At 48.7% G+C, this 21,858-nt stretch carries 15 protein-coding genes; 10 read left to right on the forward strand and 5 right to left on the reverse strand.

Annotated elements, in window-relative coordinates:
• Window positions 1–97: 97 nt before the first annotated feature.
• The 4 genes from fadI to KJY73_RS05660 all read left to right on the forward strand — a co-directional run bounded on the left by fadI (window position 98) and on the right by KJY73_RS05660 (window position 7,158).
• On the forward strand, window positions 98–1,423 hold the full coding sequence (fadI, locus tag KJY73_RS05645; protein ID WP_214341161.1) for an acetyl-CoA C-acyltransferase FadI: 1,326 nt from the start codon (window positions 98–100) through the stop codon (window positions 1,421–1,423).
• A gap of 10 nt (window positions 1,424–1,433) precedes the next feature.
• The gene (gene fadJ / locus KJY73_RS05650) at window positions 1,434–3,557 is read left to right on the forward strand and encodes a fatty acid oxidation complex subunit alpha FadJ (RefSeq protein ID WP_214341164.1); all 2,124 of its coding nucleotides are present in this window, start codon (window positions 1,434–1,436) and stop codon (window positions 3,555–3,557) included.
• 382 nt (window positions 3,558–3,939) lie between these two features.
• Window positions 3,940–6,807, forward strand: a complete 2,868-nt coding sequence (locus tag KJY73_RS05655; RefSeq protein ID WP_214341167.1) for a TonB-dependent receptor domain-containing protein — start codon at window positions 3,940–3,942, stop codon at window positions 6,805–6,807.
• A 153-nt stretch (window positions 6,808–6,960) separates the two neighbouring features.
• The gene (locus KJY73_RS05660; protein ID WP_206592840.1) at window positions 6,961–7,158 is read left to right on the forward strand and encodes a hypothetical protein; all 198 of its coding nucleotides are present in this window, start codon (window positions 6,961–6,963) and stop codon (window positions 7,156–7,158) included.
• 149 nt (window positions 7,159–7,307) lie between these two features.
• On the opposite strand, the gene KJY73_RS05665 is transcribed toward KJY73_RS05660, so the two are convergent.
• The 3 genes from KJY73_RS05665 to KJY73_RS05675 form a co-directional block, all read right to left on the reverse strand.
• Window positions 7,308–7,457 (reverse strand): hypothetical protein, encoded by a 150-nt coding sequence (locus KJY73_RS05665; protein WP_206592841.1) that lies wholly within the window; start codon window positions 7,455–7,457, stop codon window positions 7,308–7,310.
• 355 nt (window positions 7,458–7,812) lie between these two features.
• Window positions 7,813–12,309, reverse strand: coding sequence for an EAL domain-containing protein (locus tag KJY73_RS05670; RefSeq protein WP_232848400.1), 4,497 nt, complete (start codon window positions 12,307–12,309; stop codon window positions 7,813–7,815).
• A 213-nt stretch (window positions 12,310–12,522) separates the two neighbouring features.
• Window positions 12,523–15,279: an insulinase family protein gene (locus tag KJY73_RS05675; protein ID WP_214341169.1), complete on the reverse strand. Its 2,757-nt coding sequence runs from the start codon at window positions 15,277–15,279 to the stop codon at window positions 12,523–12,525.
• Between the two features lie 136 nt (window positions 15,280–15,415).
• Here KJY73_RS05675 and sixA point away from each other — a divergent pair, with 136 nt between their 5' ends.
• Entirely contained in the window at window positions 15,416–15,880 is a 465-nt protein-coding gene (gene sixA / locus KJY73_RS05680) for a phosphohistidine phosphatase SixA (RefSeq protein WP_214341171.1), read from the forward strand.
• Between the two features lie 67 nt (window positions 15,881–15,947).
• Window positions 15,948–16,133, forward strand: coding sequence for a hypothetical protein (locus tag KJY73_RS05685; protein ID WP_214341186.1), 186 nt, complete (start codon window positions 15,948–15,950; stop codon window positions 16,131–16,133).
• A gap of 15 nt (window positions 16,134–16,148) precedes the next feature.
• On the opposite strand, the gene KJY73_RS05690 is transcribed toward KJY73_RS05685, so the two are convergent.
• Together KJY73_RS05690 and KJY73_RS05695 are read right to left on the reverse strand one after the other, a co-directional pair.
• Window positions 16,149–17,450 (reverse strand): HlyC/CorC family transporter, encoded by a 1,302-nt coding sequence (locus tag KJY73_RS05690; RefSeq protein WP_214341200.1) that lies wholly within the window; start codon window positions 17,448–17,450, stop codon window positions 16,149–16,151.
• Between the two features lie 89 nt (window positions 17,451–17,539).
• Window positions 17,540–18,334, reverse strand: a complete 795-nt coding sequence (locus KJY73_RS05695; protein WP_214341209.1) for a cytochrome C assembly family protein — start codon at window positions 18,332–18,334, stop codon at window positions 17,540–17,542.
• Between the two features lie 266 nt (window positions 18,335–18,600).
• On the opposite strand from KJY73_RS05695, the gene ffh reads away from it, so the two are divergent.
• The 4 genes from ffh to trmD all read left to right on the forward strand — a co-directional run bounded on the left by ffh (window position 18,601) and on the right by trmD (window position 21,839).
• Window positions 18,601–19,977, forward strand: coding sequence for a signal recognition particle protein (gene ffh, locus KJY73_RS05700; protein WP_214341211.1), 1,377 nt, complete (start codon window positions 18,601–18,603; stop codon window positions 19,975–19,977).
• Window positions 19,978–20,258: 281 nt separating this feature from the next.
• Window positions 20,259–20,510 (forward strand): 30S ribosomal protein S16, encoded by a 252-nt coding sequence (rpsP, locus tag KJY73_RS05705; RefSeq protein ID WP_206592848.1) that lies wholly within the window; start codon window positions 20,259–20,261, stop codon window positions 20,508–20,510.
• 22 nt (window positions 20,511–20,532) lie between these two features.
• Complete coding sequence (rimM, locus tag KJY73_RS05710; RefSeq protein ID WP_214341214.1) at window positions 20,533–21,063, forward strand: ribosome maturation factor RimM; 531 nt, start codon at window positions 20,533–20,535, stop codon at window positions 21,061–21,063.
• On the forward strand, window positions 21,063–21,839 hold the full coding sequence (gene trmD / locus KJY73_RS05715; RefSeq protein ID WP_214341217.1) for a tRNA (guanosine(37)-N1)-methyltransferase TrmD: 777 nt from the start codon (window positions 21,063–21,065) through the stop codon (window positions 21,837–21,839). Before rimM ends, trmD begins: the two co-directional genes overlap by 1 nt.
• Window positions 21,840–21,858 lie beyond the last annotated feature (19 nt).

Genomic DNA, 21,858 nt, shown 5'->3' on the forward strand with positions numbered 1-21,858 from the left:
AAGTATGTCACATCGCTATCTGTAGGCTAGAATTTGAAATTTGCTCGGCAAATAGTACAATCCGGCCAAACAGGTCTGACCACTAAAAGGAAACAGAATGCCAGGTAACACCTCTTCCGTCACCCGTAACGTGACGACGCGTAGCGGAGACCGTATCGCCATTGTGGCCGGTCTTCGTACCCCATTTGCCAAAATGGCCACGTACTTCCATGGCGTGCCTGCCGTGGATCTCGGCAAAATGGTGGTAAACGAGATGCTGGTTCGCAATAACCTGGATCCCCGAGAAGTGGAGCAACTGGTATATGGCCAGGTTGTGCAGATGCCGGAAGCCCCGAATATCGCCCGGGAAATCGTACTGGGCACCGGCATGAATGTGCATACTGATGCATACAGCGTATCTCGCGCCTGTGCGACCAGTTTTCAGGCCACAGTGAATATTGCCGAGTCTATGATGGCGGGCAATCTTCAGGTTGGCGTGGCCGGCGGTGCAGATTCCACCTCAGTATCGCCTATTGGTGTGTCTAAGAACCTGGCGCGTGCGCTGGTGGACTTACAGAAGACCAAGACGTTTGGGCAAAAGTGGAACGTGATTAAACGTTTGGGCTTTAAGGATCTGTTGCCTGTTCCGCCTGCCGTTGCCGAATACTCGACCGGACTTTCCATGGGCGATACCGCCGAGCAAATGGCTAAAACGCACCAAATTCGCCGTGAAGATCAGGATGCGCTGGCCCATCGCTCGCATACGAATGCGGCGAAAAGCTGGGAAGAAGGTAAATTGAGCGGTGAAGTGATGACCGCCTATGCGGAACCATTCAAAGGCGCTCTGGAGAGAGACAACAACATTCGTTTCGACTCCAGCCTGGAAGGCTACGCCAAACTACGTCCGGTATTTGATCGCAAATACGGTACGGTAACGGCCGCCAATGCCACGCCGCTTACGGATGGCGCATCGGCTGTATTGATGATGACCGAAAGTCGCGCTAAGGCCATGGGTTATAAGCCATTGGGTTATATCCGTAGCTACGCTTTTGCCGCGATTGATGTGTGGGAAGATATGCTGATGGGCCCCTCTTATGCGACGCCAATTGCTTTGGATCGGGCCGGTATGAGTCTTAACGACTTGACCCTGATTGAAATGCATGAAGCCTTTGCCGCCCAAACCTTGGCTAACCTGAAAATGTTTGCCAGTGATACCTTTGCTAAAGAAAAACTGGGCAGGGATAAAGCTATTGGCGAGATGGATATGGATAAATTTAACGTGATGGGCAGCTCTATTGCCTATGGTCACCCCTTTGCCGCAACCGGTACCCGCATGATTACCCAAATGCTCAATGAGCTGAATCGTCGTGGTGGCGGCACTGGTTTGGTGACAGCTTGTGCGGCAGGTGGTCTGGGTGCAGCCATGATCCTGGAAACGGAATAAGGAGAAGATTATGACAGACGTAACCAGTGCATTTTCCCTAAGCCGCCGGGACGACGGTATTGCCATTCTGACTATGGATGTACCGGGTGAGAGCATGAACACCTTAAAGGCTGAGTTTGCCGAGCAGATCGCGGTTCAGCTTGATGAGATTGAAAAAGACAGCAGTATCAAAGGTCTGGTGCTGGCCAGCGGTAAAGCCAGCTCCTTTGTCGCCGGTGCTGATATCAGTATGCTGGCGGCCTGCCAGAGTGCCGAAGATGCGGTAGCCTTGTCCAAATCTGGACAGCAGATGTTTGCGCGCATCGAAAACATGAAGATTCCTGTGGTCGCGGCGATTCACGGCCCGGCCTTAGGAGGCGGTCTGGAACTGGCACTATGCTGCCATTATCGTATTTGTAGTCTGGACGACAAAACTGTTATGGGCCTGCCGGAAGTCCAGCTCGGCTTGCTGCCGGGAAGTGGCGGAACGCAGCGTTTGCCTAAGCTGGTGGGTATTCAAAAGGCCATGACCATGATGCTGACCGGCAAGCAACTGCGTGCCAAGCAAGCGAAGAAGGACGGTCTGGTTGATGATGCGGTGCCCTTGTCTATTTTGCTGGACGTGGCTATTCAGTTTGCTAAAAAAGCCAAACCGAAGCGTCAGCCGCCTAAGCTGAATCTGGTTGGCCAGGCACTTGAGCGTACACCCTTTGGGCGCAACTTCCTGTTTAATCAGGCTCGTAAACAAACCCGCAGCAAGACCCGTGGCAACTACCCGGCGCCAGAGCGGATTATCGACTGTATCGAAGCTGGTGTCAGTGGTAGCCGAGGCTATGATTTGGAAGCCCGCCATTTTGGCGATTTGGTGATGACCCCTGAGTCTAAGCAGTTGCGTAATATCTTCTTTGCCACCACCGAGATGAAAAAAGAAACCGGTGTGGAAGGGGTTCCGCCAGCCAAGGTTAAGAAAACTGCCGTTCTGGGCGGTGGCCTGATGGGCGGTGGTATTGCCTACGTTACTTCAAGTAAAGCCGGGCTGCCTGTGCGGATCAAAGACATCCGCAGTGAAGGCATTGCCAATGCCATGAAGTACAGCTATGACCTGATGATCAAAAAGGTTAAGCGTCGCTTTATGCGTAAATCTGAGATGCAAAAGCAACTGGCGCTGTTGACCGGCACCACGGATTACTCTGGCTTTGGCGACGCGGATATCGTGGTTGAGGCGGTATTTGAGGATTTATCCTTAAAGCAGCAGATGGTAGCTGATATTGAAACCAATGCCGGTGCACAGACGATTTTCGCCACCAATACCTCATCTATTCCTATTGGACAGATTGCCGCCAAGGCAGCAAGGCCAGAGCAGGTGATAGGTCTGCATTATTTTTCTCCTGTGGATAAGATGCCGCTGGCCGAAGTAATACCTCACGCTGGTACCTCGGATGCAACGATTTCCACTACGGTAGACTTTGCTCGTAAGCAGGGGAAAACCCCGATAGTGGTCAAAGATGGTGCTGGTTTCTACGTGAACCGTATTCTTGCACCTTATATGAATGAAGCGGCATGCGTGTTACTGGCCGGTGAACCCATTGAACAAATCGATCAGGCGCTACTAAACTTTGGTTTCCCTGTTGGGCCGATGAAGTTATTAGATGAAGTGGGTATCGATATCGGTGCTAAGATATCGCCTATTCTGGTTCAGGAGCTGGGTGAGCGCTTCCGTGCTCCCGAGGCGTTTGATAAGCTGCTGGCCGACGATCGCAAGGGTAAAAAGAACAAGCGTGGTCTGTATAAATACAGTGGCAAGAAGCCGGGTAAAGAGGTGGATGAGAGTGTCTATAGCTTGCTCGGCATCAGCCCGTCACAAAAGTTCAGCCATGACCAGATTTCAGAGCGTTGCGTACTGCTGATGCTTAATGAAGCGGCCATGTGTTTGGCTGAGAACGTGATCCGCAGCCCCAGAGACGGTGATATAGGTGCCATTTTTGGTATCGGTTTCCCGCCATTCCTGGGCGGCCCCTTCCGTTATATGGATAGTCTTGGGATTAATCACGTGGTGGCACGTCTTGAACATTATCAGGGATTGTATGGGGATAAATTTAGCCCCGCTCCGTTATTAAAAGAAATGGTGGAGCAAGATAGAAGCTTTTATGCTTAATAAAAAAGCCCGCTTTTAGCGGGCTTTTTTTATACAATTATTTATTTTCTATATTTAATTATGTGATTTTTTAAAATCTGTAATTATTCTGAAATATTGAATAATTAACCTATTTTCCCTTCTTATTCCCTCGGTTGTTTTTTTGTGTCCCTGGTTAATTATTTTGATAGATAGTTAAGCGCCTGTTAAATCAATTTCTCAGTTTGTATTTAATTGTATTCGTCGGTCTAATCTTTGAGCGATCTGTCTGTGCATAGGTTGACCTTATTGACCCGCCCTGCGTATTATCCGCGCCCCCCAAAAGGGGCACGACAGACTACATAAAACTGCAATTGTAGTGAAAATATATTCACCCCAAGTGGTAAAGTGGGAAACAATTTAAATGCATTCAAATTCTAAAATCTCCCGTGCTGTGCGTTATGCATTAGCTACAACAGCCGTATTTGGATTTTCGGCGCAAAGTTTCGCCCAGGATATAAATGAACCAGCGGTTACCGTAGAAAAAATTCAGGTAACAGGCTCAAGGATTTTACGTGAAGGTGCGATTGCGCCCTCTCCGGTCACCGTAATTTCAGGCCAGGAACTGGTAGAAACCGGTGCCATGAATATTGGTGAAGTACTAAACGAGCTACCTTCACTTGCTGCAACTTTCTCTTTGGCTAACTCCGGCCGTTCTATCGGTACCGCTGGCCTGAGCATCTTAGACCTGCGTGGTATGGGAACTGCGCGCACTCTGGTATTGGTTGACGGTCGTCGTCACGTTGCCAGTAGTGCAGGAAGCTCGGCGGTTGATACCAATACCATTCCAACTGCGTGGTTGGACTCGGTAGAGATCATCACCGGTGGCGCTTCTGCGGTATACGGTGCAGACGCGGTAACTGGGGTAGTTAACTTCCGTCTGAAGAAGAACATTACCGGCGTTGATTTCTCTGCCACTAAAGGTTTGGCAGAAGAAGGCCCTTACAAAAATGACAAGATCTCTCTGTCTTTTGGCCAGGACTTCGCCGATGGTCGTGGTAACGTGGCTTTTGCTGCCGAGTACGCCAGTCAGGATGGCATGAATGCCAACGATCGCGACCAGACTCGTACGCCTTACATGTCAGTGCGTAACCCTGACAGTAAAGATTATCGTGATGAGAATGGTGTGTTTATCCATGATGGCATTGCCGATAACGTTATTCGTTATAACACCGGTTGGTTAGACAATCTGCCTGGCGGTAATACCTATGTAAACGGTACGTGGTATGCGTTTGATCCTGATGGGTCAGTGCGCCCGCAAGATGTCAGCAACCCTGATACATCAGGTTATAAGTGTACAGATTGTGAGTTCCTGAATCTGACTAACTATGTGGAACTGCAACCGACTTTTGACCGCTTAAACCTGAACACCAAAGGCAGCTTTGAAGTGTCTGAAGCGTTGAATCTGTTCGCCGAAGGTAAGTACGTGCGTACTCGTGGTCAGGCCATTGGTCAGCCGGCATTCTATGACGGAACCAATGCACCGGTCATGATTAAGCGCGACAATGCCTATATCCACGAAAGTCTCGGCGCACTGATGGACGCCAACGATCTGGATACCCTGGAATTAAACCGTTTCCTGGAAGATGCTGGCCGTCGTGTTGAAGACAATACCCGTATCACCAAACGTTTTGTGCTGGGTGCAGAAGGTGTATTCGGCAGTGACTGGGGTTATGAAACATACGCTTTGTTTGGTGAAACTCGTCTGAAGCAGTGGAACCGCAATAACCTGGTGCGTGATAACTTCGCCAAAGCCACTGACGCTATTCGCCTGGCTAATGGCGATATCGTTTGCCGTGATGAAGCCGCTCGCGCTGCAGGCTGCGTGCCGGTTAATCTGTTCGGTGAAAACAGTATCAGTGAAGAGAGCCGTGACTGGATCAATACCACGTCATACAGCCACAGCACTATTCGCCAGACCGTATTTAACGCCAGCGTAAATAACAGCGCGCTGTTCGAGTTGCCAGCTGGCTTTGTTGGTTTCTCGGCGGGTGTTGAATACCGCAAAGAAGAAAGTGAGTCTGTACCTGATGCCTTTGCATCTACTGGTGCTACCTTCTTTAACGCCTTCCAGTATGAGAAAGGCGACTTTAACGTGAAGGAAGTATTCGCTGAGATTTCAGCGCCGCTGCTGACGGATCTGCCTTTTGTTGACGAGCTGTTGTTTGATGCCGCAGTACGTTATGCAGACTACAGCACCATTGGCTCTGCAACCAGCTGGAAAGCAGGCTTGGATTGGACAATCAATTCTGAGCTGAGAATGCGTGCTACTTACTCTGAAGCACTGCGTGCACCAAATATTGGTGAGCTGTATGGTCCACAAAACCAAACCTTCTTCAGAAGCATTAAGGATCCATGTGCGCTGGACAACAAACAGTCTGCTGCACGTGTTGAAAACTGTAAGGCACTGGGTATTGCTGAGGACTTCGTACTGAATGATCCAGGTGCCAGCGTAGAAGGACTGAATGGCGGTAACCCAAATCTGAAGGCCGAAGAGTCACAGAGCTACACTGTAGGTCTGGTTTATCAGCCTGAGTTCGTTGAAGGCCTGAGCCTGACCATGGACTATTGGTCAATCGATATCGACGATGCCATTGATAGTGTTGCAGCTCAGGACATCCTGAACAAATGTGTGGATTCAGCCAGTGGTCTGAATATGCAATTCTGCAGTCTGGTTGAACGTGATGCTGTGACTAAACAGTTGAAGCTGATCACTACAATCTCTCAAAACGTAGCAGCACAGACAGCCAAAGGCGTTGACTTTGAAGTTGGTTACGACTTTGATTTGGCTGGCGGACGCATGAGCTCCAAGTTGGTGGGTACTTATCTGGAGTCTCGTCGCACTTACTCATTCCAGGACCAACCTGGTGAGTACGAAGAAGAAGCCGGTACCGCTGGTGATGCTCAGTGGCAGGCTAACTTCAGCCTGAAGTATAGCCACGGTGAGTGGACAGCCAGCTGGCGCACCTTGTATGTTGATGCTGTGGCGCTGTATAGCGAGCAGGATCTGGCTATCAACCCTGATCCAAGTGACAACATGGGATACGGCAGTTACTTCCTGAGTAATGCTCAGGCTGCTTACCAGTTCGACAATGGTATCAAGGTAGCTGTGGGCATCGACAATCTGTTTGATCGTGACCTTCCTACCTTTACACGGGGTACTACTGAAACAACCGGCCTTTATAACAACATTGGTCGTCTGTTCTATACCACCGCGTCTTATAAGTTCTGATAAGAACCTTAGCGAAAAAGCCGGCTTGATTGCCGGCTTTTTTATAGGCGTCAAAAATCCGTTAACATAATTTTAACGAATAAAAACTGTTGTTTTTATCACCAATATGTATAATGCGCGCACAATTTATCCTTCCCTTGCCCTGGAGTTGTTATGTTGTTGGCAATCTTAGTCTCTGTTATCAGTGCGGTATTTTATTACGTTGAAGCATTCAGAACGGGATTGTGCGCAAAACACTGGGGACTGGCCGGTTTACTGTTTGGGCCTTTAGTGTTCCCGCTGTTTAGCGTGAGAAAACAAATGGCACTGCGTAAGGTACGAGGATTTGGCTCGGTTTATCTGAGAGCCTAACCACAAAGCCTGAATAGTTAGGCCAACATATCCTGGACACTGAAAACAAAAAGAGAGCATTGCTCTCTTTTTTATACCAGGTACGCCGATATGACTGCTTTCGGCTACGTCATCCTACAGCCGGTAGACTGTTGAACAACACCTTATGCTTAGATACGTACTGAACGAGGCTTCCAAGCTTGCAGAGTTTGCGTGGTTTCTGCTTTGCTTTTAACAGGAGCTTTAGCGCCGTCTGCAGCCTTGTCAGCAACAGGAGTAGCGGTAGTCAGTGCGATGGCAATTGCATAAGCTTTCAACATGTCGTTCTCTCCTAAAGGTTTAGTCTTTTTTGTCACAGTCTGTTGACTGCTCACAGATTACTTAGCTATTCCTGTGCCAACTTTGCAAGATATTGATATATAAGAACATTTATGTGTTTTTTGGTGCGTTTTAGATGGTGTCAAAAATTTGTTCGGAAGTGAAAACCCGCTGCACAGCAAGCTGCGCCAACTATTTGACTGATTTAAGAATATCTACTACGGGGCAATCTAGCGGCACAGTACGGCGTTTTATTGCCGCTTTTATGGACTGGTATGCCGTCCTGTTGAGGTTAGGTATATGGAGATTGTAGATGGAGAGGGGAGTGGCGCTGTGCTTAGGAAGCTCACGCCATGATCAGAAATTATTTTGCTTGATTAGCTTGGTCAGGCGACGATTTTCTTGCAGCAGCTTGGTAAAGCGCTCACTGCTCAGTGGTTTGCTGTACAAGTAACCTTGCAGCATTTCACATTCATAGCGGCGCAGAATACTTAATTGCTGCTCTTCTTCCACGCCTTCTGCGACCACTTTGAGGCCTAAATTGTGGGCGATGGTGATGATGGCGCTGGTCATATGGCGGTCTACCGCGCTGGTGGCAATATCATCAATAAAAGCCTTGTCGATCTTCAGCGTGTTCAGCGGGAAGCGTTTCAGGTAAGCCAGTGACGAATATCCCGTACCAAAGTCGTCCAGTGCCAGGTGGATGCCCATTTCACGCAGACGTTGCATCAACTCCAGTGACTGCTCCGGCCTTTGCATTAGGGTGCCTTCGGTAATTTCGCATTCCAGATGCAGTGGCGACAGTCCGGTTTGACGCAATACTTGTTCGATACGCTGATCCAGATCAGGCAGCTCAAACTGGCGGGCAGAAATGTTGATCGCCACCCGTCCGCTGAACAAGCCTTGTTTTACCCAGCGCTGTGTATCTTCACAGGCCTTGCGCAAAACAATGTCGCCAATCTCAATAATCTGGCCTGTCTCTTCTGCCAGGGGAATAAACTGATCGGGGCTGACTATGCCTTTTTCCGGATGTTCAAAGCGCACCAGGGCTTCCATACTGACCAGCTGACCTGAAGCGATATCCACTTTAGGTTGGTAATAAACGCTGAATAAATCCTCTTTGATACCGTGGCGGATAAGGTTTTCAATCTGCAACTGACGAACCGCATTCTGGTTCATCTCACCACTAAAGAACTGATACTTGTTGCCACCGGCATTCTTGGCAAAGTACATGGCCGTATCAGCATTTTTAAGCAGCTCCTGTGGACTGACACCATCTTCAGGGTAGAAGGCGATGCCCAGACTGCCGCCGAGCACAAATTCCTGGCGATTGATGATAAAGGGGCGCGCCATTTCATCCAGGATACGCTGGGCCAGATGGGTAATACGGTGAATATCGGTACTGTTCTCGACCAATACACTGAATTCATCACCGCCGAGACGGTAGCAGGTGGCGTTGGTTCCGGCGATTTTTTGCAAACGCGCCGCGATCTGCTTGATCAGCAAATCACCTGTCTGGTGGCCCATGGAATCGTTAATTTTCTTAAAGTTATCCATGTCCATGCATAGCAGGGCATGGTGAGCGCCTTTGCGCACCAGGTTTTGATGGCTGGCCTGGAAGAATGAACGGTTGGGTAACCCTGTCAGCGTATCTGAGTTAGCCAATTGCAGCAGTTCTTTCTCAGTGCGCTTGCGCGAGGTAATGTCTGAGAATACCCCTACATAGTGACTGATACTGTTATCATCGCTGTGGATAGCATCAATATTCAGATCTACTTCGTAACGCTCGCCATTTTGTCTGAGTGATTCAATTTCTCCACTCCAGTTACCTTTGTGCCGCAGTGTTTTGCGCACTTCTTCGGTAAATGCCGGTGGATATTGATGGAATGACAAGTAACTGGCCAATGCTTGTTCGCGGGTCTCACCGGTGTGGGTGCAGTATGCATGGTTAACCGAGATGATTCTGAAGCTGGTGTCTGTGATAAATACGCCGTCGGAAATGGTTTCAATTGAACGTTTGAACAAACGTAATTGCTCTTCCGCCTGCTTGAGGTGGCTGATGTTTTTCAGTGTACCTGTCATCCGCAAAGGATTCTGGCTGGAATCCCAGGCCACAACTTTGCCCCGGTCCAATACCCATTGCCAGTCGCCTTTAAAGTCTTTAACCCTGTATGTGGTTTCGTAATATTCAGACTTTCCTTGCAAATGCTGGCTCAGGCTGTCACGTACGCGTTCTAAATCAGAAGGGTGAATGTTGGACTCCAACTGAGTCATTACCCGGTGGTTATCCTGTGGGAAGTCCAGTACTCCCCAAATGTTAGCTCTATGCACTTCATTACGTTGGATATCCCAGTCCCACAATTCATCACCACTGCTCCAAAGCGTCAGTTTAAGACGCTCTTCACTATCACTGACGCGACGTTGTGTAACGCGGCGCAGCTTGTATTGGCGGAACCAGTAGCTGAGCAATAAAAAGGCAACAATGCCATAGGCTATCAACGCAGATTGGTGTAACCAGGCAGGGGCTTTAACCCGTATTGCCAGTTCGGCAGCAGGGGACCAGGGGCCATCTAGCTCACGTGCCTGCACTCTGAAGGTGTAGCTACCAAAGCCCAAATTGGTGAAGGTTGCCTGACGAATATTGTGGTTCGCTTCCAGCCACTGGTCTGACAATCCTTGCATTTGATAGCGGTAGCTGACTGACTTGGGGTTAACCGGATTCAATAATGCAAAGGTGAGGGAAAAGGGCGATGCCTTATTTTCCAGCTCAATAGCAGGGAGCTGGTAAACAGGTTGCAGTAACGGACTGTCAATGTCACCGACCCGAACTTCCTGGTTGAATATACTGAGCTTGGTGATACTCGGGGCGCGTATGGTGCGATTAACTTTATCGTTGAGGCGCTGGGGGTTAAAGATATGAAAACCCTTGGTGCCGCCAAACAAGATGTGATGTTGCGTGGTGACCAGTCCGGCTGACTCGTTCAGTTCATTAAATTCCAATAAATCCTTTGGAATGTGTCGTACCAGCTTGCCAGTTTGACGGTCAATTTGATCAATACCGGCGGCCGTCGCTATCCATACGGCATTTTCGTCCAACAGCATGGTCAGAATGCCATTGTCAGATAAGCCGTTCTCCTGGGTGTAATGGTGCTCAATCTGATAACTCTGTTTATTGAGTTTGAACAGGCCACTTTTGAAGCTGGATACCCAAATATGCTCAGGTCCCTCAACAATTGCATTGGTATCGCCAAGCGGCGAGGTGTTGCCGTTAAAGGCAAATAACAGATGATTAAACTGGCCAGAATCAAGGTTGTACAGGCTAATACCGTCATTACTGGCCAGCCACACATTGTTCTTACTGTCCACCATGCTGGGCTTAATCAGTTGGCCTTGCTTATTGGGTACCGGAATTTGCTCGAAGCTGAAGTCATTGACGTCGATGCTCGACAGTACGCCGGTTGTCCAAATCCAGGCGCGGCCTCCTGATAGCTGTACACTGTCTACCAGTTGCCCCGGCAGTAGATGCTTGACCTGATTGAGCTTGCCTGCTCCGTCCAGTTTGAAAACAAATATACCGTCAATGGTCGCCAGCCATAGTCTGTCTTGCTTATCAACGGCCAAATCCCAGATGGAGTGGGGGAAGTCGGTCAGGTAATGTTTGAAGCCGGCATTGGTTGGTTCAAACAGGTTCAAGCCGCCGGATTGTGTTGCTATCCAGATTTGTCCGTTTTGTGCCTCGGAAAACGCCCACACCATATTGTCTGAAATCGACACATTGCTGTGTGGTATCGCCTGATAGTGTTTGATAAATGCCGTACGCTCATTGTATTGAAAGGCACCGCCGGTAAAACTGCCTAACCAGATAGAGTCATTGCTGTCTTTGAACAGCTTAAATACGTAGCGGTTATCCAATGACACCAGCGCATCGTTAGTTTGATCGATGTTAAGCCCGGTAAAACGTTCAGGATCGATAATGCTTAAGCCTTCGGACGTACCAAGCCACACATCCTGATCGGCATCCTGAGCAATGGTCTGCACCAGATTACTCACAAGGGCTGGTTGGGATTCAGTCGTCAGGTGACGTTGCACCATCAATTGATCGTCCAGCACATACACGCCAAGCTCGGTAGCAAGCCAATATTGACCGTTAACGATTTTGACGTCATGTAGAAAGCTGGCAGGAATATCCAGTTCCCAGGGATTGTCGCCATTTAACGTATATAGACGGTCCTCTTTGACCTGATAAATCTGGATGCCGTGGCCGTAGCTGCCAAGCCAGAGTATGTCATTGTGAAATAGAATGCTTTTGGTTTCAGGGAAAGAATCAGTGTCGGCGAGCTGAATTTTCTGGAAGTTTTGTTGCTGTTCGTTAAATCGGAAAAGGTGATTTTTGTCGGCAACCCAGAGTTCGCCGTTAAGCCCCTCACTGATGGAGACAATAAGGTCGTCCGACAACTGACTATTCTGGGTATTAAAACGAGTGAAATTATCGCTTTGCCTGTTGTAACAGGCCAAACCGCTGTTGGTTGCTACCCACAATTTGCCGTCCGCATCGATAAAAAGCTGGCGGATAAATTTATCCGGTAAGCTATTGGGCAGATTAGGATCCAGGTGATATTGCTTGAACTCATAGCCATCAAAACGATTCAGGCCATTCACTGTCGCCAGCCAGATAAAGCCATATTTGTCTTCGGCGATGTCCAGTACGGTACTTTGACTGAGGCCGTCAGGCACAGAATAGTTTTTGAACTGGATATTAGAAAGATTGGTAGTGGCTTGGCTACAGGGCGAAAAAAGCAAGGTAAGGTACAAAACGACCTTGAAAATGCCAAGCTGAACCGAATTAAGACGCAATGGACACCTTTGTGCAGCGTTGCTGCTTTATAGTAATTATGTTTATCGGGTATTTTCTGCTTCTTGCTGTCCTTAGCGTTGCAATCTGCCGAAAAACTCATGCTAATCGGCTTTAACTGGCTAGCGTCCTGGCCTGCCAACGTCTTGTTGAATCCGTACGTTAAAATATGTCATGCCCCAAGTCAAAGCCCTGATTGTTGAAAAGTTTCACTTTTATCGGATCGGATTGGCTTTTGCTTTAAATTGCAGCAAATTAGTAATCAACTTTCCCTCCAGACTAGGTTCTGCCTGACGTGCATGTTGGCTATAAAGCAAGACTGAGCCAAAACCTTTGGTGGGGGTGAACCCCTGGCAAAATTCCAAAACTTGTTCGCGACTCAGTGCCAATAATTGCTGGGCCAAACGTGTTGGTTGGTCGAACTGCCAATCCTGGTTGCCAATGGCTAACCACAGACGTTGGCTGCGCATCGACAGGCTGGTGTCTCTACTGGTCAGCTGTTTCGCTATGCCTTGTTTTAGCAGTTGCCAGTCTTGTTCCTCCATGGCTGCAATAGCATCGGGGCTTTGTGTAAGAAACTGACGTATGGCGTCAACAAGCGCTTCAATTTCAACGTTGGGGGACTGAATATAAAAGCCTATGCCAGGATGCTGGTTGTAAGGCATGTAACCACTGCCTACCAGGTACCCAAGCTGTTTCTCGGTGCGTAACTCATTAAAGAAGGGAGCGGCTAATAACTGCTCGACCAGAATAGTTAAAGCAATACAGGAAACATCAGCACAAGGCGTCTGAAAATACAGCAATACAGCATTGTCAGGCCCCTGACAGGGCACACCAAGACGGTAGCTGTCGGTTAAAGTGATCACATCTCTGGGGAGTGCGTTGGCACGCAAGCGATTTGCCAGCAGTTGTTGTAGATCGGTGGCGAAATTTTCTGCCTGCCGGGCTGGCCAGTCGCCATGAGCAAAGGCTTCTAAATGCAGCGATGCCAACAGTCTGGACTGTATATCCTGCATTTGGGCAAAGTCTGCGGTTTCAACGATTGGCAGCATGTCTTCTAAGGCAAAAGACAGGGGCTGCATCAGTACAGAAAGGTGATTAAACAGTCTGTTTACCGGTTTGTTCAACAAACTATTTTGCATGGCCTGACCCTGTTTAGCTTTGGCCAGTTCAAACTCTTCATGGGTAAAATCGAAAGATAATACTTGCCTGAGCATTTGCTCCGCCATGGGAAACTGTTGATCGCTAAATCCGCTGGTATGCAGAGAGAAGCCGCCCTGATGTGCGTAAAAATGAAAATGCATACCAGCAATGTTGGCCTGGTAAAAGTCCTCGTTCAGCCGTTCCTGTATCATATTGGTCCAGATGCGTTTGTAAGCGCAAAGCCCGGCCCCTTCTAAAACCGCGCTGCTGTCAAAAGACAGATAAAGCTCCCCTTTGGGTTGTTTGAATTCGTCATCCTGACAAAACCAGAAACTGAAGCTTTCACCTTCAAGTAACTTGGTTGGAGTTAAATAGCGTCTATCCACATCATGCAGTGAAGTGCGAACATGCACATAAGGATTAGGCAGGGGTAAGGCCAGAGAAGGGATCACCGGGGGGGATTTCAGCTTTTGTAGCAATGTCGGGGGAAGTGCCTGAATAGCATAGGGCGTATCGTACCAAGCGGCGCGTTTATCTGTTTCTTGCTCCGGTAATATCAACTTCAGGCGCATATTGTCTGGCTGCATTTGCCCCAATAAGTCGTGGACTAATTCCGGTGAGAAATTCTCGAGCAGGTATTCTCCGCTCAATAAATCCTTGGGAGGATAGTAATGCAATTGCACGGCCAGATGGGATGCCAAATCTATTGCTTTGGGTTTGTCGTGGAAGTCAAATGCCATCTGACCGAATTTTTGTCGTTCTTCAAAACGCCACTTACTGACACCTTCTTCTTTAATCAATTCGATGCAGGCAAATAGGCTAAACAGAATGTCCTGCCAATGTTCAGCGCCGCTGCTGGTGAGCTGCAGATTAATATTGAAATCTTTGAAATTGCTCCCTTGTATGCCGCCGCCAGCGCTCAGGCTGGTGGCCCAGCCGCGTTCTTTCAAATAGCACAACAAGCTGCCTGGTCCTTCATCGCCGAGTAAATGGCTGATGAGATTTAATGGTTTGCTTTGGTAATACTGGTGTATGTCTTCCAGGGCAAAGCTGACAATCATGCGCCGTGCGGTTTTGAGTGGCACTATTTTCAGTACCACGCCCAACTGGTCTGGTAGGTAAAGAGGTGGATACGCTTTAGGTGCTGTGTTTTGCCCAATGGGGATACCAGAGAAGTGTCTACGGCACAGCTGCTCTTGCGCATCCAAAGGTAAATCGGAGACCAAGCACAGGCTCATATTCTTGCCATAATAATGGCGCTGATGCATATCCCTTAACATGCTTTGCAAAGTGTCAGTCTCAAAACGACCAAAAACCTCCTGATTGCCCACTGAAAACTTGCTGAAAGGATGGGCGGGGTTGCAAGTTTCCTTGTGAACCTGATAAAGACGCCGCAGGTCATCCTGCTTTTTCATATGAAATTCGGCATCTATGGCTTTTAACTCGTTCTGAATGGCATTTTGATCAAATAGGGGGGTGCTCAGCATAGCGCTGAACTGCGCGAGCGCCTCTTCAAAACCGTTACTCAACGCATCGAAGTAGAAACTTGATTGTTCTGTGCCTGTCCAAGCGTTAACATGTCCGCCGTTTAAAGACAGGTGGTCGGCCAGATGGTTGGCAGCAGGGTAGTCCTGACAGCCCAGAAACAGCATATGCTCAAGCAAATGCGTCAGTCCGGGGCAGGCGTCGGGGTCTTGGAAGTGTCCTAGTGCAATAGTGGCGCAAGCTGCAGACTTACGACTTTCGACATCATGCACCAACAGTACGTTAAGACCATTGTCCAGTACAAGGTGGCGGTACTGACATCTATCATAGGTGCTGGTTATCACGTGCTAGACCTGCTGGTTGGTATATAGGGTATCAAATAGGATAACGTGGCAAATTGCAACCAAGGCGACTTGTCGATTTTATTTGTTACCCATGCGTCCGAATATTTTCCAGAGATTTTGGATAATTGAGCTGTTAATGCAAATTTTCATCATGCGTCACGGTGAAGCGGAAAATCGCTTTATTGATGATGCCAGCCGTTGTTTAACTCCCCTTGGAGTGTCTGAAGCCGGGAGCAGTGGTACCTGGTTACGCGATGTTGTTGGCCATATTGATATGGCCTTGGTGAGTCCTTACGTCCGTGCCGTGCAAACCCTGGATGCCTTGATGCTTAAAGTGCCGGTTGAACTCACGCAAAACTCGGCCGATGTAACACCAGATGGCCAACCTGAACTCTTTCACGATTATCTGCGAGTTTTGCTCGCTGAAAATCCCCATATCCGAAACCTGCTGATTGTCAGCCATATGCCTTTTGTCAGCAGTTTGGTTGATGAGCTTTGTGGGCACTATCATTCCGTGTTGTTTGCTACCGCAGGGATAGTACAGCTCGACTATGATCTCGAAGCAGGCCAGGCTTCGCTGATCAGACAATACATTCCTTAAGTTTTTATTCTTCCCTGACTTTAGCTTTTTGCGCTTTCTCCGATAATACTCTTGAGGAGGAGGAGAGATGCCCGGTAAAAGTTTGCCAGCCCAGCTGCGCCAGGTGTTGGAAAATCACGTTGAGCAATCCGATCTTGTTTATGATGAGGAGCTCAAAGGGATTTTTGAACGGCTGAACAGTCTGAATGATCAGGTTGAGCGCCTAAAGGCTAATATTCGTCAGAAAAGATTGCGGCAGGGGGATAATCCCTAACTGCCGCTTGTCTGTTTAGCTGTTGAGGCTATCGCCACGTCCCTGCTCGGGCTCTTTGAAGTACATGGGTTTAACCCGCACCGTTTTGACCATATTGTCATTTATCTCAACGATTTCTATTGGATAACCTGCCAGGCGGCAGCATACCAGTTCCGGTGGGATTTCCTCAAAGTGCTCCAAAATCAGACCATTGAGTGTTTTAGGACCTTCAATAGGCAGACTCCAGTCCATTTCCTTATTTAAGTCGCGAATGTTGGCACTGCCATCAACCATCACACTGCCGTCTTCCTCAACATTCACTTCTTTGCTGTGGGTGGGCAAAATGGTGGTTGTAAAGTCACCGACAATCTCTTCGAGAATATCTTCCAGGGTAACCAGACCTTGAATGTCCCCGTATTCATCCACGACCAAACCAATACGTTCCTTGGCGGATTGAAACTTGTATAACAAAGTATGGAGTGGCGTTGTTTCAGGTGTGAAGTAGATTTCTCTCACAGCCCGTAACAGATTGGATTTGGAAAATTCATCTTTAGCTAACAAGCGCAGGGCATCACGGGCATGAATAAAGCCTACCGCGTCGTCCACTGTGTCACGATAAAGCAGTACGCGGGTATGTTGGGAATGCATCAGTTGTTTCTGAATGGCTTTCCAGTCGTCATTGATATCTATGCCCACAATTTCGTTACGCGGGATCATAATGTCTTCTGCCGTGACTTTTTCCAGATCCAGAATACCTACCAGCATATCCTGGTGCTGCTTGGGGATCATGGCGCCGGCTTCATGCACGACAGTGCGCAATTCCTCGCGGCTTAAGCTGTCTTCGTCGCCGTTTTTAGGGCTAATGCGAAACAGCACCAAAAATGCATTGGTAAAGCCGTTAATAATAAATACCAAGGGGTAGAACAGCTTCAGCATTGGCAGAAGCACTATCGAACTGGGAAACGAAATTTTTTCAGGATATAACGCTGCCAGGGTCTTTGGCGTGACCTCCGCAAATACCAGAATAACTAAGGTTAAGGCAAAGGTGGCGATGGCAATCCCCACATCACCGAACAGGCGCATGCCAATAATAGTGGCGATAGCCGAAGCGGCAATATTGACCAGATTGTTGCCAATAAGAATTAAGCCGATTAGGCGATCGGGCCTTAGCAGTAATTTGTGAACGCGAATGGCGCCTTTATGTTCTTCCTTGACCAGATGTTTAAGTCGGTACCGGTTGATGGACATCATGCCGGTTTCTGAGCTGGAAAAATACGCGGATAACAATATGAGAATGGCAAGCAGGATAAACAGCGTGCCGGTTGATATGTCGTCCAAAGATGGGGTTCCTGTGTTGTCTTAATGGTTCCTTATGCCCCTAAAGGTCATAAGGAATCGTTCGACGCTCTAGTTTGCCAAACTCGATTCTACATTCCCAGTAAAACTTCTTTGACAAAGCGACTGCCGAAGTAAGCCAGGGTCAGTAAAATGGCGCCAATAACCGTTGTGATCACAACCGGGCGGCCACGCCAACCGAAACGATAGTGACCCGCCAGCAACACCACAAACACCAGCCAGGCCAGACTAGACAGTACAGTTTTGTGCACCTGATGCTGGGCAAACATATCATTTAGAAACACAAATCCACTGATCAGGGACAAGGTCAATATCACAGTACCAACCAGCAACAATTTGAAAAGAATTTGCTCGACAATCATCAGTGGCGGAAGGGAAGAGTGCAGTAGCGACAATTGTTTGCGCTTAAGGCGAAAGTTGATAAACGCTAGTTGCAACGCATACAGCATGCTTATCATCAAACAACCATAGGCGAACAATGCTAGGGTGATATGGGCAATTAAACCTGGACGCATCTCAATATGCATAAGGTGGGTGTCGGGGACGAACAGGTTGAGCAAAACCGTCAGGGACGCGAAGCCATACACCACAGGTAATAATATGGCGTTGGGGAGGCTAAACGAGGCGATAGTCATCGAAAGCGTAATCATCCAAGCGATCAAGGATGCCACATTGAGAATACTCATGTTCTGTCCCGGCTGGCTGAAAATATCGCCGGTGAGCAGCCAGAAATGCAAAATGACAGCAATAGACCCCAAGGCAGCAGATAGCTTGTGCCGAGGACCTTCGTGATGAAATAGTCTGCTGGCAATATGAACAGCTGAGCCCAAATAGAGCAGGGTTACTGCCAAACCTAACAGGAACATCTTGTAGCCTTATTGATTTGCATCTTTATATATGAATCCTTGTCCGCTTTCGTTGCGCCGACTTAGCTCGGTTCTCCAAGTTGGCGCCAAGTATATCCCCTCGTTCTTCGCTAAACCAGCCTAATGAGAATAGATATCAATAGGTGAGGTTAGGCTATGCATGGAAATTGCCTGGCTTCGCCTATATAATCCGCGGCACCGGCTATTTGCCTGCTTTTTTTATTCCAGACACCGCTACAGCGGCGTCGAGAAGGATGATACCTGATATGTTTGAAAATCTTACCGAACGCTTAGGGCAGACCCTTAAAAATATTAGTGGTCGTGGCCGATTAACTGAGGACAACATCAAGGACACGCTGCGTGAAGTCAGAATGGCCTTGTTGGAAGCTGATGTGGCCTTGCCCGTGGTGCGCGAGTTTATCAATCAGGTAAAAGAGAAAGCGGTTGGCATAGAAGTCAGCAAGAGCCTTAATCCAGGCCAAGTTTTCGTTAAGATTGTCCGTGGCGAACTGGAAGTTATTATGGGCCAGGCCAATGAAAAGCTGGCCTTGTCCGCCCAGCCGCCAGCCGTGGTAATGATGGCCGGTCTGCAAGGTGCGGGTAAAACCACCAGCGTGGGTAAACTTGGCCGCTTCCTGCGTGAACGTGAAAAGAAAAAGGTGCTAGTGGTCAGTGCGGACGTATATCGCCCGGCAGCCATTAAACAGCTGGAAACCCTGGCTAACGAAGTGCAGGTAAGTTTCTTCCCCTCTGATGTCAGTCAAAAGCCTATTGATATCGTCAATGGTGCTATCGAGTACGCAAGAAAGCAGTTCTACGATGTGTTGTTGGTGGATACCGCCGGCCGTTTGCACGTCGATGAAAGCATGATGGACGAAATAAAGGCCCTGCATGCTGCGGTTAAACCGGTAGAAACATTGTTCGTGGTGGATGCCATGACAGGTCAGGATGCCGCCAATACCGCCAAAGCCTTTAATGATGCATTGCCACTGACCGGTGTGATCCTGACCAAGGCTGACGGTGATGCCCGTGGTGGTGCGGCGCTGTCAGTTCGCCATATCACAGGTAAGCCAATTAAATTCCTGGGGATGGGTGAAAAATCCGATGCATTGGAGCCTTTCCACCCAGACCGTGTGGCTTCACGCATTCTGGGCATGGGTGACGTACTGAGCCTTATCGAAGAAGTTGAACGTAAGGTTGATAAAGACAAAGCCCAGAAGATGGCCAAGAAGATCCAAAAGGGCAAAGGCTTTGACCTGCAGGACTTCAAAGAGCAGTTGGAACAGATGCGCAATATGGGCGGCATGATGTCTATGCTGGATAAGTTGCCGGGGATGGGCAACATGACCGAGCAGATCAAGGAAAAAGCCAACGAGAAGAACTTTAATCAACTGGAAGCCATCATCAATTCCATGACGCCAGGCGAGCGGGCTAACCCGGATATTATTAAAGGTTCCCGTAAGCGTCGAATCGCAGCGGGTTCAGGTACGCAGATTCAGGATGTCAATCGCCTGCTCAAGCAATTTACCCAGATGCAGAAGATGATGAAGAAGATGTCTGGCGGCGGTATGCAAAAAATGATGCAACGTATGAAGGGCATGATGCCGCCTGGTGGCCCCGGCGGTATGTTCCCCCGCCGCTAACTAGAATGGCCAGTTAATAATGCGCAGAAGGCAGTCTCTGTTTGGCACAACGTAAGAGTGCGTCAAACTAAACTGCCAACTGCCAACTGCCAACTGCCAACTGCCAACTGCCAACTGCCAACTGCCAACTGCCAACTGCCAACTGCCAACTGCCACGCCTTATTTCTCCTTGCATTTATAAGCAAAATCCGTACAATACCGCGGCCCTTCAACCTGGCATTTATGTCAGAGATGAAAGGTAAGTAAGGTAATGTCAACGCTTAACGAGTTTAGAGGCAACTATGGTTACTATTCGTTTACAGCGTGGTGGCGCTAAAAAAGCTCCATTTTATCAGGTCGTGGTGGCTGACAGCCGCCGTGCGCGCGATGGTCGTTTCATCGAAAACATCGGCTTTTTCAACCCGACTGCTCAAGGTCAGGAAGAAAAACTGCGTATCGATCTGAACCGTGTTGAGCATTGGGTTGGTGTAGGTGCAAGCCTGTCTGACCGCGTTGCTCGCTTGGTTAAAGATGCAAAAAAAGCAGCGGCTTAAGCCAGACTGCTGAGGTATAGGAATGAGTGACGCGTCTGAAACTCTGGTGGTAGGCAAAATCGGTGCACCTTATGGTGTGAAAGGTTGGGTCAAGATCACCTCTTATACCGAGCAACCTGAAGGGATTTTCGATTATGCGCCCTGGCTTTTAAAGTCAGAAAGCGGATTGAAAGAACTCAAGGTTGACCAATGGCGTGAACATAACAAAGGTTTAATTGCCAAGTTGGCCGGTGTCGATGACCGTGATGCAGTCGATAGACTGAAGAATCTGGAAATCGTGATTTCGGCTGAGTTGCTTCCTGAACTGGAAGAAGGTGATTTTTACTGGCGTGATCTGGTAGGCATGCAGGTCGTGACCGAAAAAGGTTACAACTTGGGTACCGTCAGAGAATTGTTCGAAACCGGCTCTAACGACGTCCTCGTGGTTAAAGCCAATATCAATGACGCCTTTGGACAAAAAGAACGCATGATCCCTTATCTTATCGACCAGGTCGTTAAGAAGGTGGATCCCGCGGTGAAAACCATCACGGTGGATTGGGAACCGGATTTCTGATGACCCGCAAGTTTTGTGTGGTCAGCCTGTTCCCTGACATGTTCGACAATTTCACCCAGCAGGGTGTGTTTGGCCGGGCGGTCAAATCCGGCTTGCTACAGGTAGAGTGTTTCAATCCGAGAGACTTTACTTTTGATAAGCATCGTACTGTGGACGACCGGCCTTATGGTGGTGGACCCGGTATGCTGATGATGGTACAGCCGCTGACAGACGCTATCCATGCAGCCAAACAGGCGGCAGGGGATAAGCCTAAGGTGATTTATTTATCACCCCAAGGCAGAAAGCTGGACCAGCAAGGGGTCAAACGGCTTTCCGAAACGGAAAACCTGATTCTGGTCGCTGGCCGCTACGAAGGCATCGACGAGCGAGTCATAGAAGCCGAGATTGACGAAGAATGGTCTATCGGTGACTACGTACTCAGTGGCGGGGAACTCCCTGCCATGGTGTTGATGGATGCGATAGCGCGATTTGTTCCCGGTGTGCTGGGACATGAGCAATCCGCTGAGCAGGACTCTTTTAATGATGGCCTGTTGGATTGCCCGCACTATACCCGTCCGGAGAACCTCGACGGTCGCCTGGTGCCAGAGATTTTATTGTCTGGCAACCACGAAAAAATTAGGCAGTGGCGATTAAAACAGTCGCTGGGGAGAACCTGGCAACGACGCCCTGAATTGTTAAACGACCTGGCTCTGACTGAGGAGCAAAAGCGTCTATTGAGGCAGTTTCAAGATGAAATTGCCCAGCAGCAAGCGCCTTTGCAGCATGACGACAGTTAATCCAGGATGAGAGGTTATG

It is taken from the genome of Bowmanella yangjiangensis, from assembly GCF_018531185.1.
Classification (GTDB): domain Bacteria; phylum Pseudomonadota; class Gammaproteobacteria; order Enterobacterales; family Alteromonadaceae; genus Bowmanella; species Bowmanella yangjiangensis.

Excerpts from the sequence above, each read along its gene's own strand:
- fadI (WP_214341161.1), top strand. The coding sequence starts at position 98 with ATGCCAGGTAACACCTCTTCCGTCACCCGTAACGTGACGACGCGTAGC.
- fadJ (WP_214341164.1), top strand. The coding sequence starts at position 1,434 with ATGACAGACGTAACCAGTGCATTTTCCCTAAGCCGCCGGGACGACGGT.
- KJY73_RS05655 (WP_214341167.1), top strand. The coding sequence starts at position 3,940 with ATGCATTCAAATTCTAAAATCTCCCGTGCTGTGCGTTATGCATTAGCT.
- KJY73_RS05660 (WP_206592840.1), top strand. The coding sequence starts at position 6,961 with ATGTTGTTGGCAATCTTAGTCTCTGTTATCAGTGCGGTATTTTATTAC.
- KJY73_RS05665 (WP_206592841.1), bottom strand. The coding sequence starts at position 7,457 with ATGTTGAAAGCTTATGCAATTGCCATCGCACTGACTACCGCTACTCCT.
- sixA (WP_214341171.1), top strand. The coding sequence starts at position 15,416 with ATGCAAATTTTCATCATGCGTCACGGTGAAGCGGAAAATCGCTTTATT.
- KJY73_RS05685 (WP_214341186.1), top strand. The coding sequence starts at position 15,948 with ATGCCCGGTAAAAGTTTGCCAGCCCAGCTGCGCCAGGTGTTGGAAAAT.
- KJY73_RS05695 (WP_214341209.1), bottom strand. The coding sequence starts at position 18,334 with ATGTTCCTGTTAGGTTTGGCAGTAACCCTGCTCTATTTGGGCTCAGCT.
- ffh (WP_214341211.1), top strand. The coding sequence starts at position 18,601 with ATGTTTGAAAATCTTACCGAACGCTTAGGGCAGACCCTTAAAAATATT.
- rpsP (WP_206592848.1), top strand. The coding sequence starts at position 20,259 with ATGGTTACTATTCGTTTACAGCGTGGTGGCGCTAAAAAAGCTCCATTT.
- rimM (WP_214341214.1), top strand. The coding sequence starts at position 20,533 with ATGAGTGACGCGTCTGAAACTCTGGTGGTAGGCAAAATCGGTGCACCT.
- trmD (WP_214341217.1), top strand. The coding sequence starts at position 21,063 with ATGACCCGCAAGTTTTGTGTGGTCAGCCTGTTCCCTGACATGTTCGAC.